11 protein-coding genes and 1 pseudogene are annotated in these 11693 nt (G+C 64.0%); 2 read left to right on the forward strand and 10 right to left on the reverse strand.

Annotation, left to right across the window (positions count from 1 at the left end; all coding sequences use genetic code 11):
• Positions 1-116: 116 nt before the first annotated feature.
• Genes otnC through ltnD form a run of 3 tightly spaced genes read right to left on the reverse strand, consistent with a single transcriptional unit; the run spans position 117 to position 3004 of the window.
• Complete coding sequence (gene otnC / locus N4Q37_RS20610) at positions 117-755, reverse strand: 3-oxo-tetronate 4-phosphate decarboxylase (RefSeq protein WP_260961426.1); 639 nt, start codon at positions 753-755, stop codon at positions 117-119.
• Positions 752-2044 (reverse strand): 3-oxo-tetronate kinase, encoded by a 1293-nt coding sequence (gene otnK, locus N4Q37_RS20615; RefSeq protein ID WP_260961427.1) that lies wholly within the window; start codon positions 2042-2044, stop codon positions 752-754. Before otnK ends, otnC begins: the two co-directional genes overlap by 4 nt.
• A gap of 9 nt (positions 2045-2053) precedes the next feature.
• Complete coding sequence (ltnD, locus tag N4Q37_RS20620; protein ID WP_260961428.1) at positions 2054-3004, reverse strand: L-threonate dehydrogenase; 951 nt, start codon at positions 3002-3004, stop codon at positions 2054-2056.
• A 127-nt stretch (positions 3005-3131) separates the two neighbouring features.
• Here ltnD and N4Q37_RS20625 point away from each other — a divergent pair, with 127 nt between their 5' ends.
• Together N4Q37_RS20625 and N4Q37_RS20630 are read left to right on the forward strand one after the other, a co-directional pair.
• Positions 3132-4241: an NAD(P)/FAD-dependent oxidoreductase gene (locus N4Q37_RS20625; protein ID WP_260961429.1), complete on the forward strand. Its 1110-nt coding sequence runs from the start codon at positions 3132-3134 to the stop codon at positions 4239-4241.
• A gap of 202 nt (positions 4242-4443) precedes the next feature.
• Positions 4444-4914 carry a hemerythrin domain-containing protein gene (locus tag N4Q37_RS20630; RefSeq protein ID WP_260961430.1) on the forward strand — a complete coding sequence of 157 codons (471 nt, stop codon included), beginning with the start codon at positions 4444-4446 and terminating at the stop codon, positions 4912-4914.
• Between the two features lie 54 nt (positions 4915-4968).
• Here N4Q37_RS20630 and N4Q37_RS20635 read toward each other — a convergent pair whose 3' ends face one another.
• The 7 genes and pseudogenes from N4Q37_RS20635 to N4Q37_RS20665 all read right to left on the reverse strand — a co-directional run bounded on the left by N4Q37_RS20635 (position 4969) and on the right by N4Q37_RS20665 (position 11628).
• The gene (locus tag N4Q37_RS20635; RefSeq protein WP_260961431.1) at positions 4969-5847 is read right to left on the reverse strand and encodes a LysR family transcriptional regulator; all 879 of its coding nucleotides are present in this window, start codon (positions 5845-5847) and stop codon (positions 4969-4971) included.
• A 237-nt stretch (positions 5848-6084) separates the two neighbouring features.
• Complete coding sequence (ycaC, locus tag N4Q37_RS20640; protein ID WP_260961477.1) at positions 6085-6705, reverse strand: isochorismate family cysteine hydrolase YcaC; 621 nt, start codon at positions 6703-6705, stop codon at positions 6085-6087.
• An 88-nt stretch (positions 6706-6793) separates the two neighbouring features.
• Positions 6794-8634: pseudogene (locus N4Q37_RS20645) on the reverse strand (amidohydrolase).
• 118 nt (positions 8635-8752) lie between these two features.
• Positions 8753-9391: an antibiotic biosynthesis monooxygenase gene (locus N4Q37_RS20650; RefSeq protein ID WP_260961432.1), complete on the reverse strand. Its 639-nt coding sequence runs from the start codon at positions 9389-9391 to the stop codon at positions 8753-8755.
• Positions 9384-9797: a DoxX family protein gene (locus N4Q37_RS20655; RefSeq protein ID WP_260961434.1), complete on the reverse strand. Its 414-nt coding sequence runs from the start codon at positions 9795-9797 to the stop codon at positions 9384-9386. Before N4Q37_RS20655 ends, N4Q37_RS20650 begins: the two co-directional genes overlap by 8 nt.
• The gene (locus N4Q37_RS20660) at positions 9794-10741 is read right to left on the reverse strand and encodes a LysR substrate-binding domain-containing protein (RefSeq protein ID WP_260961436.1); all 948 of its coding nucleotides are present in this window, start codon (positions 10739-10741) and stop codon (positions 9794-9796) included. The genes N4Q37_RS20655 and N4Q37_RS20660 overlap by 4 nt, the downstream gene beginning before the upstream one ends.
• Before the next feature lie 65 nt (positions 10742-10806).
• Positions 10807-11628, reverse strand: a complete 822-nt coding sequence (locus N4Q37_RS20665) for an alpha/beta fold hydrolase (RefSeq protein ID WP_260961438.1) — start codon at positions 11626-11628, stop codon at positions 10807-10809.
• Between the last annotated feature and the right edge of the window lie 65 nt (positions 11629-11693).

Genomic DNA, 11693 nt, shown 5'->3' on the forward strand with positions numbered 1-11693 from the left:
AGTCATGGGGAAATGGATCCTGTTGTTATTGTTTTTCAGGCAAGCCGGGCCCTCAAGAGTCGCAACGCGTCTCCCGGGCAAAACCTGCAGTTGTGTATCCGGTTAATTCCGGCGTCTTACCACTCGACGCCGAAGACCTGTCGCAGCTCATCCAGTGCTGCTTGATCGAGCGGTTCGGGCTTGGGGTTGCACATCAGCCAGAGCCGTGCGGTTTCTTCCAATTCTTCCAGCGCATAGCTGGCCCGGGACACCGTGCTTTCCCAGACCACCGGGCCCAGGCGTTCGAGCATCACGCCACGCACACGGTTGGCCAGTTGCGCCACCTGTTCGGCCACGTCGGGCGAGCCGGGGCGTTGGTAACCGATCAACGGGATGTGCCCGACCTTCATCACCTGGTACGGCGTGAGCGGCGGCAGGATGTCGTCGGCTCGCCAGACACCGGCCAGGGTCAGCGCCACCAGATGGGTGGAATGGGTGTGCACCACCCCACCGACCGTGGGGTTGCGGTCATAGACCTGGCGATGCAGGGCCAGGGTCTTCGACGGTTTGTGCCCGGACACCCATTCCCCAGCCGCCGTGACCTTGGCGATGTGCGCCGGATCGAGGCGCCCCAGGCACGCATCGGTGGGAGTGATCAGCCAACCATCGTCGAGCCGCGCGCTGATGTTACCGGCGCTGCCGACCGTGTAGCCGCGCTCATAAAGGCTGCGGCCTGCTTCGCATATCTCTTCGCGCAAGGCGCTTTCCTGGCTCATCGAACGTCTCCGGCCAGTTGCTTGAGCGCCTTGGCGAAGAAATCGCGGCCACCGAAATTGCCGGACTTGAGCGCCAGGGCCAACGGCTCGTCACCGCTGCTGACGGTGGCGGGTACGCCCGGATCGATCTGTGCGCCGATCTGCAACAGGGTGACGCCCAAGGCCTTGACCACCGCCCCGGAAGTCTCGCCGCCGGCCACCACGAACCGGCGCACGCCTTGCTCACGCAGGCCCTGGGCGATGTCCCCCAGCGCAGTCTCCACCAGGGCACCGGCCCGTCCGGCTCCTAACCGTTGTTGCACGGCCCTGACTTCATCGGGCGTGTTGGTGGCGTAGATCAGCACGGTGCCCGCCGCCCCTTGGGCAAAGGCCAGGGCCCGCTCGACCACCGGCTCACCGACCGCCAGCGCCAGCGGGTCGATACGCATGGCCGGGCGTCCGGCCTCGAGCCAGGCCGCCACCTGACCGTTGGTGGCGACCGAGGCACTGCCGGCCAACACCACTTCGCCACCGGACACCGACGGCAAGGTCGCCACATCGAAGTCGCGCAACAACCCGGCCCGGCGGAAATTTTCCGGCAAGCCCAAGGCCAGCCCGGAACCGCCAGTCAGCAACGGCAGATCGGCACAGGCCGCGCCGAGGGTGTACAGATCGGCATCCGACAACGCATCGGCGATGGCCATGCCGACACCCTGGCTGCGCAGCTCGGCCAGCTTCGCCCGCACCGCATCGACGCCTTGGGCGACGCTGTCATAGCGCAACAGGCCGACCTTGCGCGAGGTCTGGGCTTGCAGCACCCGCACCAGGTTGGCATCGGTCATCGGCGTCAGCGGGTGATGCTGCATGCCCGACTCGCTCAGCAACTGATCCTGCACGAACAGGTGACCGCGGAAAATCGTCCGGCCGTTTTCCGGGAACGCCGGGCAGGCCAGTGTGAAATCAGCGTTCAGGGCATTGAGCAACGCGTCGCTCACCTGGCCGATGTTGCCGGCGGCGGTGGAATCGAAGGTCGAGCAATACTTGAAGAAGATCTGCCGGCAGCCGCGCTCACGCAGCCAGGCCAGCGCCGCCAGGGACTCTTCGACGGCCTCGGCCGCCGGCAAGGTCCGCGACTTGAGGGCAATGACAATCGCATCGGCGGCCAGTGCCCCGGCCGATTCGGCGCCCGGAATGCCGATGCTCTGCACCGTGCGCATGCCGCCGCGCACCAGCATGTTGGCCAGGTCCGTGGCGCCGGTGAAGTCGTCGGCGATGCAGCCCAGCAGCGGGCGCGCGTGGGAAGTCGTCATGTGGCGTCCTCAGATCGATTCAGGCTTGGCGGTCGGCAGTTCGATGCCCGGGAAAATCTTGATCACCGCCGAGTCGTCCTCACGGCCGAAACCGGCACTGGAGGCCTGCATGAACATCTGGTGGGCGGTGGCCGACAACGGCAGCGGGAATTTGCTGGCGCGGGCGGTATCGAGCACCAGGCCCAGATCCTTGACGAAGATGTCCACCGCCGACAGCGGCGTGTAGTCGGCCTTGAGAATGTGCGGCACACGATTTTCGAACATCCAGGAATTGCCGGCGCTGTGGGTGATCACCTCGTACAGCGCCTCGGCATCGACACCTTCGCGCAGGCCCAGGGCCATGGCTTCGGCCGAAGCGGCGATGTGCACGCCGGCCAGCAACTGGTTGATGATCTTGACCTTGGAGCCCAGGCCATGGGCCTCGCCCAGGCGATAGACCTGGCCCGCCATGCCCGCCAGGACCGCTTCGGCCTTGGCATAGGCAGGCGCCGGGCCGGAGGTCATCATGGTCATCTCACCCGCGGCGGCCTTGGCCGCGCCACCGGAAATCGGCGCGTCGAGGTACAACAGGCCGGACTGCGCCAGGCGCTGGCCCAGCTCGACGGCAAAAGTCGGCGCCACGGTGGCACAGCCGATCACCAGGCTGCCCTCGGCCAGCGCCTTCACGACCCCCTCCTCGCCAAACAGCACGGCTTCGGTTTGCTCGGCATTCACCACGACGGTAATCACCACATCGCAATGCGCCGCCATGTGCGCAGGGGACGAACAGGCCACCCCGCCTTCACTGGCAAATTGTTCGGTGACAGCGGTGCGCACATCACAGGCATGCACATTGAAGCCGGCACGCAACAGCGAGCGGGCGATGCCCAGGCCCATCGCGCCCAGACCGATCACACCGACATTCTTGTTATTCATGGGGCACTCCGAGGGTTGTCCTACAGGTTGCCACCGATCATCCACCAATGAACCGATCTTGTGAAGTATTTTTTCAATCTAACATTTTTTAACATCGCCAGAATCTTGCACACCTGACCTCATGGCAGGACTATCCTGAACCCGCCAACGGGGCCCTGAAGGAGAAACCGGGTTGAATGTCGATATCGAGTGTGTGGTGGCCGGCGCCGGTGTGGTCGGCCTCGCCGTCGCCAGGGAAATGGCCCGGGCCGGTCGCGAAGTGTTGGTGATCGAAGCCGGTGCAGCCATCGGCACGGGCACCAGCTCGCGCAATTCCGAAGTCATCCACGCCGGACTCTATTACCCGCCAGGCAGCCTCAAGGCGCAGCTGTGCGTCGACGGTCGGCGGCGGTTGTACGACTATTGCGACAGCCACGGCGTCGAGACCCGCCGGCTGGGCAAACTGATCGTGGCCAAGGACCAGGCGCAGTTAGCCGGGCTGCAAACCTTACTGGCCCGTGGCTTGCTCAACGGCGTGGACGACCTGCGTCTGCTCGATCAAGAACAAGCACAGGCATTGGAACCGGAGCTGGCCTGCGTCGGCGCGTTGTACTCCCCGTCCACCGGTATCGTCGATTCACATGCACTGATGCTCGCCCTGCAGGGCGACGCCGAGGCGGCCGGTGCGACCCTCGCCTTCCACACGCCGCTGTCGGGTGCGCGTGTCACCGCCGAAGGTTTCGTGCTGGCGTTGGCCGGCACGGCGCAGATGAGCCTGTCCTGTCGACAACTGATCAACGCTTGCGGGCTCCAGGCCCCGGCGGTCGCCCGCCGTATCGACGGGCTCACGTCGCACTCGATTCCCCAGGATTACCTGTGCAAGGGCAACTACTTCGCCCTGGCCGGACGGGCGCCGTTCCGGCACCTGGTCTACCCCGCCCCGCAAGCCGCCGGCCTGGGCATCCACATGACCCTCGACCTGGCGGGCCAGGCGCGTTTCGGCCCGGACGTCGAATGGATCGAGCACGAGCACTACCACGTCGACCCAACCCGGGCCGAGGCCTTTTACCAGGCGATCCGCGATTACTGGCCGGGCCTGCCGGAGCAAAGCCTGCAACCGGCCTACAGCGGCATCCGCCCCAAAATCAGCGGCCCTGAGGAGCCTGCCCGGGACTTTCTGATCAGCAGCGAAACCGAGCACCACGTGCCGGGACTGATCAACCTGTTCGGCATCGAATCACCCGGGCTGACTTCGTGCCTGGCGATTGCCGGGCGCGTTCGGCAATTGATCGAAAGGGACTAATCAACGGGGCAGCGCAAAGTGCAACGGGATTTACCCGGACCTCATGCAGCTTGCACGAAGGGGGAAACATACCGTCCATCCAACCGGCTGTTTTCCAACGCTTTTCCAGGCCTGCGCGACTGGCACGGCTGATGCAATTCAGCCCTTACGCGGCGTCGGCACCTACAGCCTGCCCGCAACCGTGAATTGCCAGGAGCTACTTATGAACGCTATCGACCTGTTGAAAGCCGACCATGAACACGTCAAGGCCATTCTGACCCAACTGAGCGAATCCACCGATCGCGCGATCAAGAAGCGCACCGACCTGTTGGCCAAGCTGGAGATGGAAGTTTCGATCCACACCCGCCTGGAGGAAGACATCCTCTACCCGGCCTTCAAGCAAGCCGGCGGCAAGGAGGTGGCCGAAATGTACTACGAGGCCAAGGAAGAACACCGGACCGTCGATTCGCTGGTACTACCCGACCTGAAAGCCACCGACCCGTCCCAGCCGGAATTCGCCGGTCGGGTGAAGGTGGTCAAGGAACTGCTGGAGCACCACATCCAGGAAGAAGAGAAAGAGATGTTCCCCCAGGCCAGGAAACTGCTGGGCAAGGCGAAGCTGGATACCCTGGGCGAAAAAATGGAAACCATGAAAGCGCAGTTCAAGAAAGAACTCGGCAACCTCGCCGCCTGACCGGCGCACAGGGTGCTTCAGCCGTCGCGCGACGGCTGAAGGCGCCGTGCCGGGTTATTGCATCTGGTCGCGCAGGAACGCCACCAATGCTTGCACCGGACGAGCACTCTGCCGATGTTGCGGGTACACCGCCGACAGCGTCAGCGGCTCGGTTTCAAAGCCTGCCAGGACCTGGCTCAAGCGGCCGTCGGCCAGCGCATCGGCCACGATGAAGGTCGGCAAATAGGTCACGCCCATGCCGGCAATGGCGGCCTCGCGCAGCAGCTCACCGTTGTTGGCGCGCATGCGTCCTGCGACCTCCAGGGTCAACGGTCGCCCGGCACCGGCGAACCGCCATTGGACTTGGCGACTGTGTCCATAAGGCAGGCAGTCATGTTCGCGCAGGTCCTCGGGGCGCGAAGGCGTGCCCCGTCGGGCCAGATAGTCGGGGCTCGCGCAATACACCCGTTCGATGGTCGCGATACGCCGGGCAATCAAGGTCGAATCCTCCAGCACGCCGATGCGCAGTGCCAGGTCATAACCCTCCCCCAGCAGATCGACCGAGCGATCGCTCAAGTCCACTTCCACGCTGACCCCAGGATGACGTTGCAGGAACAGCGGCAGCAGGCTGCCCAGGTGCGCCACGGCGAAGGACAGCGGCGCACTGAGGCGGATGGTGCCGCGCGGTTCGTCGGTCTGGCCGCTGATGCCCTGCTCCAGCTGCTCGACTTCACCGAGCAGGCGCAGGGCTGATTCATAGTAGCGTTGGCCCAGGGGCGTGACGTCCAGTCGACGGGTCGAGCGATTGAGCAGGCGCACGCCCAGGCGTTGCTCCAGCGCCATGAGCTTGCGGCTGACAAACTGCTTGGACAGCCCGAGCTTATCCGCCGCCGCCGTGAAACTGCCCGATTCCATGACCTGGGCAAAGATGCGCATTTCTTCGAAGGGGTTCATTGTCACTCATGGGGTGGACAGTCATTTTGGTCGGTTTGGCATTGTGGTCCAGGTGAGTCATATTTCCTAGCTGGGATGTGCCACCGTCATCGCGAGCAAGCTTTGCTCCCACATCGGATCTGTGGGCAAACCTGTGGGAGCATAGCTTGCTCGCGATAGCGGTGGCACAGCTTGCGAGGCGCCAATGCCAGATACAAAAACGCCCGCACAAGGCGGGCGTCATTGAGCATGGACCGCTTACTTGGCCGTCAGCGCCGCGTAGCTGTTCATCAGGTTACGGTAGTTCGGAATGCGCTGGGACAGCAGGTTGCCCAGGCCTTCGATGTCGTTGCGCCAGTCGCGGTGCAGCTCACAGGCCACCGAGAACCAGTTCATCATCTGCGCGCCGGCGGCGGTCATGCGCACCCAGGCGGCTTGTTGCACGGTTTCGTTGAAGGTGCCCGAGGCATCGGTCACGACAAACACGTCGAAACCTTCAGCCAATGCCGACAGGGTCGGGAACGCTACGCAGACATCGGTCACCACGCCCGCGATGATCAGTTGCTTGCGACCGGTGGCCTTGATCGCCTTGACGAAGTCCTCGTTGTCCCACGCGTTGATCTGGCCTGGACGCGGGATGTACGGCGCGTCCGGGAACATCTCCTTGAGTTCCGGCACGAGCGGGCCGTTGGGGCCTTTCTCGAAGCTGGTGGTCAGGATGGTCGGCAGTTCGAAGAATTTCGCCAGATCGGCCAGGGCCAGGACGTTGTTCTTGAACTCGTTGGGCGAGAAGTCCTGTACCAGGGAAATCAGGCCGGTCTGGTGGTCGACCAGCAGGACCACCGCGTCGTCTTTGTTCAGGCGGTTGTACGCAGGCATGTTGCTCATGGGATGACTCCTTTGGATGGGATGTTACACAACCTGTGGAAGAGCGTTGCTCGCCTCCACAGGGAAATCGGTGTGTGCGTCAAAAGGCAAAGCAGGAGCAACCAAACGCGCCCCAGAAGCCTTGGAAATCGCTGACCGGGACGTTCGACAAGCGCGCCCGTTCGTGGCTGTGGGCATGCACAGTGCACGGGCCGCTGCATTGGTGGACCTGGGCCTGCAACGGTGAAGTCGGGCGCCAGTGGCCGGGGACCTTGACCACCGGCGACCAGTCGGGCAGCACCGGAACGCTGGCCGGGCCGAGCTTTTCGAAGTCGCCGGCGGCGTACACCACCTTGCCGTCGACCACCGTCAGCACCGACTCGATCCACTTGATGGCCTCTTCCTCGACGCTGAAGAAGTCCGCACTCAGCGCAGCAAGGTCCGCCAGTTGGCCGACCTTGATCTGGCCTTTCTTGCCTTGTTCGGACGAGAACCAGGCGCTGCCATGGGTGAACAACTCCAGGGCGGTCAGGCGCGGCAGGCCTTCCTCGTGCAACGAAAGGCCACCGACCGTGCGTCCGCTGACCATCCAGTACAGCGAGGTCCAGGGGTTGTAGCTCGACACTCGGGTCGCGTCGGTGCCGGCGCCCACCGGCACGCCTTCGGCCAGCATGCGCTTGATCGGCGGTGTGGCTTCGGCGGCCTTGGCGCCGTAGCGGTCGACGAAGTACTCACCCTGGAACGCCATGCGGTCCTGGATCGCGATACCACCCCCCAACGCCCGTACGCGTTCGATGTTCTTCGGCGTGATGGTCTCGGCGTGGTCGAAGAACCACGGCAGGCCGTTGAACGGGATGTCACGGTTGACCTTCTCGAACACGTCGAGCATGCGGCTGATGGATTCGTCATAGGTGGCGTGCAAGCGGAACGGCCAGCGCTGTTCCACCAGGTGCCGGACCACCGGTTCCAGGTCCTGCTCCATGCCGGGCGGCAGGTCCGGGCGCGGTTCCAGGAAGTCTTCGAAGTCGGCAGCCGAAAACACCAGCATCTCGCCGGCGCCGTTGTGCCGCAGGAAATCGGTGCCCTGGTGCAGCTTGACGCTGCCGGTCCAGTTTTTGAAATCGGTGAGTTCTTCCTTGGGTTTCTGGGTGAACAGGTTGTAGGCGATGCGCACCGTCAACTGTTCTTCCCGGGCCAACTGCTCGATCACCGCGTAGTCGTCGGGGTAATTCTGGAAACCACCGCCGGCGTCGATGGCGCTGGTCAGGCCCAGGCGATTGAGCTCACGCATGAACTGGCGCGTGGAGTTGACCTGGTACTCCAGCGGCAGCTTCGGCCCCTTCGCCAGTGTCGAGTAGAGGATCATCGCGTTCGGGCGCGCCACCAGCATGCCGGTGGGTTCGCCCTTGCTGTCACGGACGATCTCGCCACCCGGCGGGTTCGGCGTGTCGCGGGTATAGCCAGCGACACGCAGCGCGGCGCGGTTGAGCAAGGCGCGGTCATACAGGTGCAACACGAACACCGGGGTGTCGGGCGCAGCCTGGTTGAGTTCTTCCAGGGTCGGCATGCGTTTTTCGGCGAACTGGAATTCGTTCCAGCCGCCCACCACGCGAACCCATTGCGGCGTCGGTGTGCGGTCGGCCTGATCCTTGAGCATGCGTAACGCATCGGCCAGGGACGGCACGCCTTCCCAGCGCAGTTCCAGGTTGTAGTTCAGGCCGCCGCGAATCAGGTGCAGGTGCGAGTCGTTGAGCCCCGGGATCACGGTGCGGCCCTTGAGGTCGATCACTTGGGTGTGCTACTGCCGCGCAAGGCCATGGCCTCGGCATCGGTGCCTACTGCGACGAAGCGCCCCTGGCTGATGGCGACCGCACTGGCGCGGGGTTTCTCACGGTCGACGGTATGGAACTGGCCATTGAACAGAATCAGATCGGCGTTCATAGGGTTTCCTTCTGGATGAGTAGAGGCTAGGGACAGCCGCGGCCAGAAAGCCGCCGCAGCGCTGAGCAAGGATCCGGCGGCGAGCAATTGGCGGCGCCGCAGGTCAGTTGGGTCGTCCTTATTGGCCATCGCCGGGCTCCAGGTGCTCATGGGCTTTCGAGGCTTCCAGCCACGGGGCGAACAGACGTGTCGCCAGCGGCATGCACACGTAACAGACCGAGAGCACGATGGTCAGGGTGATCAGGAACGTGGCCACCACGTAATTGGAGAGAAAGGTATTGAGTTGCAGCACCGGTCCCCAGATCAGCGGCACCAGCAAGGTGTGCGGCAGGATCACCAGCAAGGTCACCACGGCCTGCTTCCAGCGCGGCGGCGGTGTGGCGGCATCGGCCAACGGCGCGAACCAGAACTCCTTGTGCGGCGCGACTTCGGTCTGGTCGCCGTCGGCCAGCAAGGGCGTGGCCTCCTCCACCAGTTCCCGGCGCTCGGGCGAATCCAGCCAGCGCTGCATGGCTTCAGTGGAGCAGAAACGCAGCACGCAGGTGAACAGCGACAACCCGCCCTGCTTGCCCCGGACCACATCCACACCCAGGTGACCTGGCCACTGGCCGGCCACGCTCACGATGCGACGCAGCCAGGCTTCATAAGCCACGTCCTGACCGGCCTTGATCCGGTGCTTGACCACCAGGGTGACGATTTCGTCGAAGCCGGGTTTGGCGGCGTCCGCTACAGGTTCAACGGCTTGGGGTTCAGACATGACGGAGCACTCCAGCAAAACGCGCGTTCATCGCCAGGCATCCGGGCCCGGCAATGAATACGCTGGTAAACAGGATCAACAGCAACCAACCGAACTGCCCTTCCTCCAAGCTCCATTGCGGGTGCACCACCAGCAGCGCCACGGTCAGCAAGAACAGGATGGGCAGGCACGCCAGGCGTACCAGGACACCCGCGGCAATCAGCAGCGGGCAGAACACCTCGGCGAAAATCGCCAGCACCAGGGTCGGCGCCGCGCCAAGGTGGAACGGGTCTTCGATACGGGTCAGCTCGACGCTGTAATGCAACAGCTTCGGCAGCCCATGGACCCAGAGCAGAAACAGCGCACCGCTCAGGCGCAGGAACAACAAGCCCAGGTCCTGCCACGGACGCTCATCGATACTGTTCATCGGTGGTCTCCGACCGAATCCGCATAGGCTGCGGCCGGCAACGGTTGGGACATGTGGGTGGCAATACGCGAACGCAGCCAGCGCTCGGCCGGGTCGTTGTCATGCACGCCACTCCAGACCATCGACAATTCGGCGGCATTGATCTCGAACGGCGGGTCTTCGGCACGCAACGCACAGCCTTCCACCAGCGCGCAGGCGGCGTAGTCGGGCACGGTGGCGATCAGTTCGGTGCCTGCGAGCAAGGCCCGCAGCCCACTGAACTGCGGCACCCCCAGCACCACTTTGCGGGTCCGGCCGATGCGGGCCAGGTCCAGGTCGATGTTGCCGCTCAGGTCACCCGAGAACGACACCATTGCATGAGGTCGCGCGCAATATTCGTCCAGGGTCAGCGGCCCCGGACGCTTGTCGCCACGCAGGACCTTGCAGGGAATGTCCCGCAACTTCTTGCGCTTGGCATTAGCCGGCAAATCGGTGGTGTAGCTGACGCCGACGCTGATTTCGCCGCTGCCCAGCAGCGATGACATCAGCAGATAATTGGCCCGGCGCACCACCACGATGATCCCCGGCGCTTCTTCGCGCAGTTGGCTGAGCAACGGTGGGAACAGGCCGAACTCGGCGTCGTCGGACAAGCCGATGCGGAACACATCGCAACTGGTCGACGGGTCGAACGCCTTGGCCCGACTGACCGCGCTGGAAATCGTGTCCATGGCCGGTTGCAGCTCTTGCAGGATGACCAGGGCCCGCGGCGTCGGCTCCATACCACGGCCATGACGGATCAACAGCGGGTCATCGAACAGGTCCCGCAGTCGTCCCAGCGCCGCGCTCACCGCCGGCTGGCCCATGAACAGCTTTTCGGCGACACGGGTCAGGTTTTTCTCGAACATCAACGCCTCGAAAATCACCAGCAGGTTCATGTCGAGACGGCGCAAGTCGTTGCGGTTCATGGGTGTAAGTCCTGTTGAACGCCAGGGATGGGAGCGAATTCGCGCCCCCAGGTCGTGTGGCCTGGTCAGCCCTGGATGAACGCCAGCAAGTCCGCGTTCAGCCGCTCCTTGTGGGTGTCGGTCAGGCCGTGGGGCGCACCCGGGTAGACCAGCAACTGCGAATGCTTGAGCAACTGCGCGGCGGCAATGCCGGCGGCTTCGATGGGCACCACCTGGTCGTCATCGCCGTGGACCACTAGGGTCGGCACGTCGATGCCACGCAAGTCCTCGGAAAGGTCGGTCTCCGAAAACGCCTTGATGCAGTCATAGGTGTTCTTGTGGCCGGCGAGCATGCCTTGCATCCAGAACCAGTCGATCATGCCCTGGGACACCTTGGAGCCCGGACGGTTGGCGCCAAAAAACGCACTGGCCACATCTTTGTATAGCTGAGAACGGTCAGCCAGGGAGCCCTGGCGCAAGCCGTCGAACACCTCGATAGGCAAGCCGCCAGGGTTGGCGGCGGTCTTGAGCATCAGCGGCGTCACCGCCGAGATCAGGCCCAGCTTGGCGACGCGCGCCGCGCCATGGCGGCCGATGTAGCGTGCTACTTCGCCACCGCCGGTGGAGAAGCCAAGCAACACGGCGTTCTTCAAATCCAGCCGCTCGATCAGCTCGGCCAGGTCATCGGCGTAGGTGTCCATGTCATTGCCGCTCCAGGGCTGGCTGGAGCGCCCGTGCCCGCGGCGGTCATGGGCGATCACCCGGTAACCGTTGGACGCCAGGAACATCATCTGGGCTTCCCAACTGTCCGAGTTCAACGGCCAGCCGTGGCTGAAGACCACCGGTTGACCACTGCCCCAGTCCTTGTAATAGATCTCGGTGCCATCGCGGGTGATGAAGGTGCTCATGACGTGACTCCTTGAGGTGGGTGGATCGCTTCATGGTCTGTTCGGAAGGCGGATTGGCGTGAGTT

The organism is Pseudomonas citri (assembly GCF_025336485.1).
GTDB lineage: Bacteria > Pseudomonadota > Gammaproteobacteria > Pseudomonadales > Pseudomonadaceae > Aquipseudomonas > Aquipseudomonas citri.

Bases quoted from the DNA above. Each gene is read 5' to 3' on its own strand.
- N4Q37_RS20660 (WP_260961436.1), bottom strand. From the start codon at position 10,741: ATGAACCGCAACGACTTGCGCCGTCTCGACATGAACCTGCTGGTGATT.
- N4Q37_RS20650 (WP_260961432.1), bottom strand. From the start codon at position 9,391: ATGTCTGAACCCCAAGCCGTTGAACCTGTAGCGGACGCCGCCAAACCC.
- N4Q37_RS20655 (WP_260961434.1), bottom strand. From the start codon at position 9,797: ATGAACAGTATCGATGAGCGTCCGTGGCAGGACCTGGGCTTGTTGTTC.
- otnK (WP_260961427.1), bottom strand. From the start codon at position 2,044: ATGACGACTTCCCACGCGCGCCCGCTGCTGGGCTGCATCGCCGACGAC.
- N4Q37_RS20630 (WP_260961430.1), top strand. From the start codon at position 4,444: ATGAACGCTATCGACCTGTTGAAAGCCGACCATGAACACGTCAAGGCC.
- N4Q37_RS20635 (WP_260961431.1), bottom strand. From the start codon at position 5,847: ATGAACCCCTTCGAAGAAATGCGCATCTTTGCCCAGGTCATGGAATCG.
- ycaC (WP_260961477.1), bottom strand. From the start codon at position 6,705: ATGCCTGCGTACAACCGCCTGAACAAAGACGACGCGGTGGTCCTGCTG.
- otnC (WP_260961426.1), bottom strand. From the start codon at position 755: ATGAGCCAGGAAAGCGCCTTGCGCGAAGAGATATGCGAAGCAGGCCGC.
- N4Q37_RS20665 (WP_260961438.1), bottom strand. From the start codon at position 11,628: ATGAGCACCTTCATCACCCGCGATGGCACCGAGATCTATTACAAGGAC.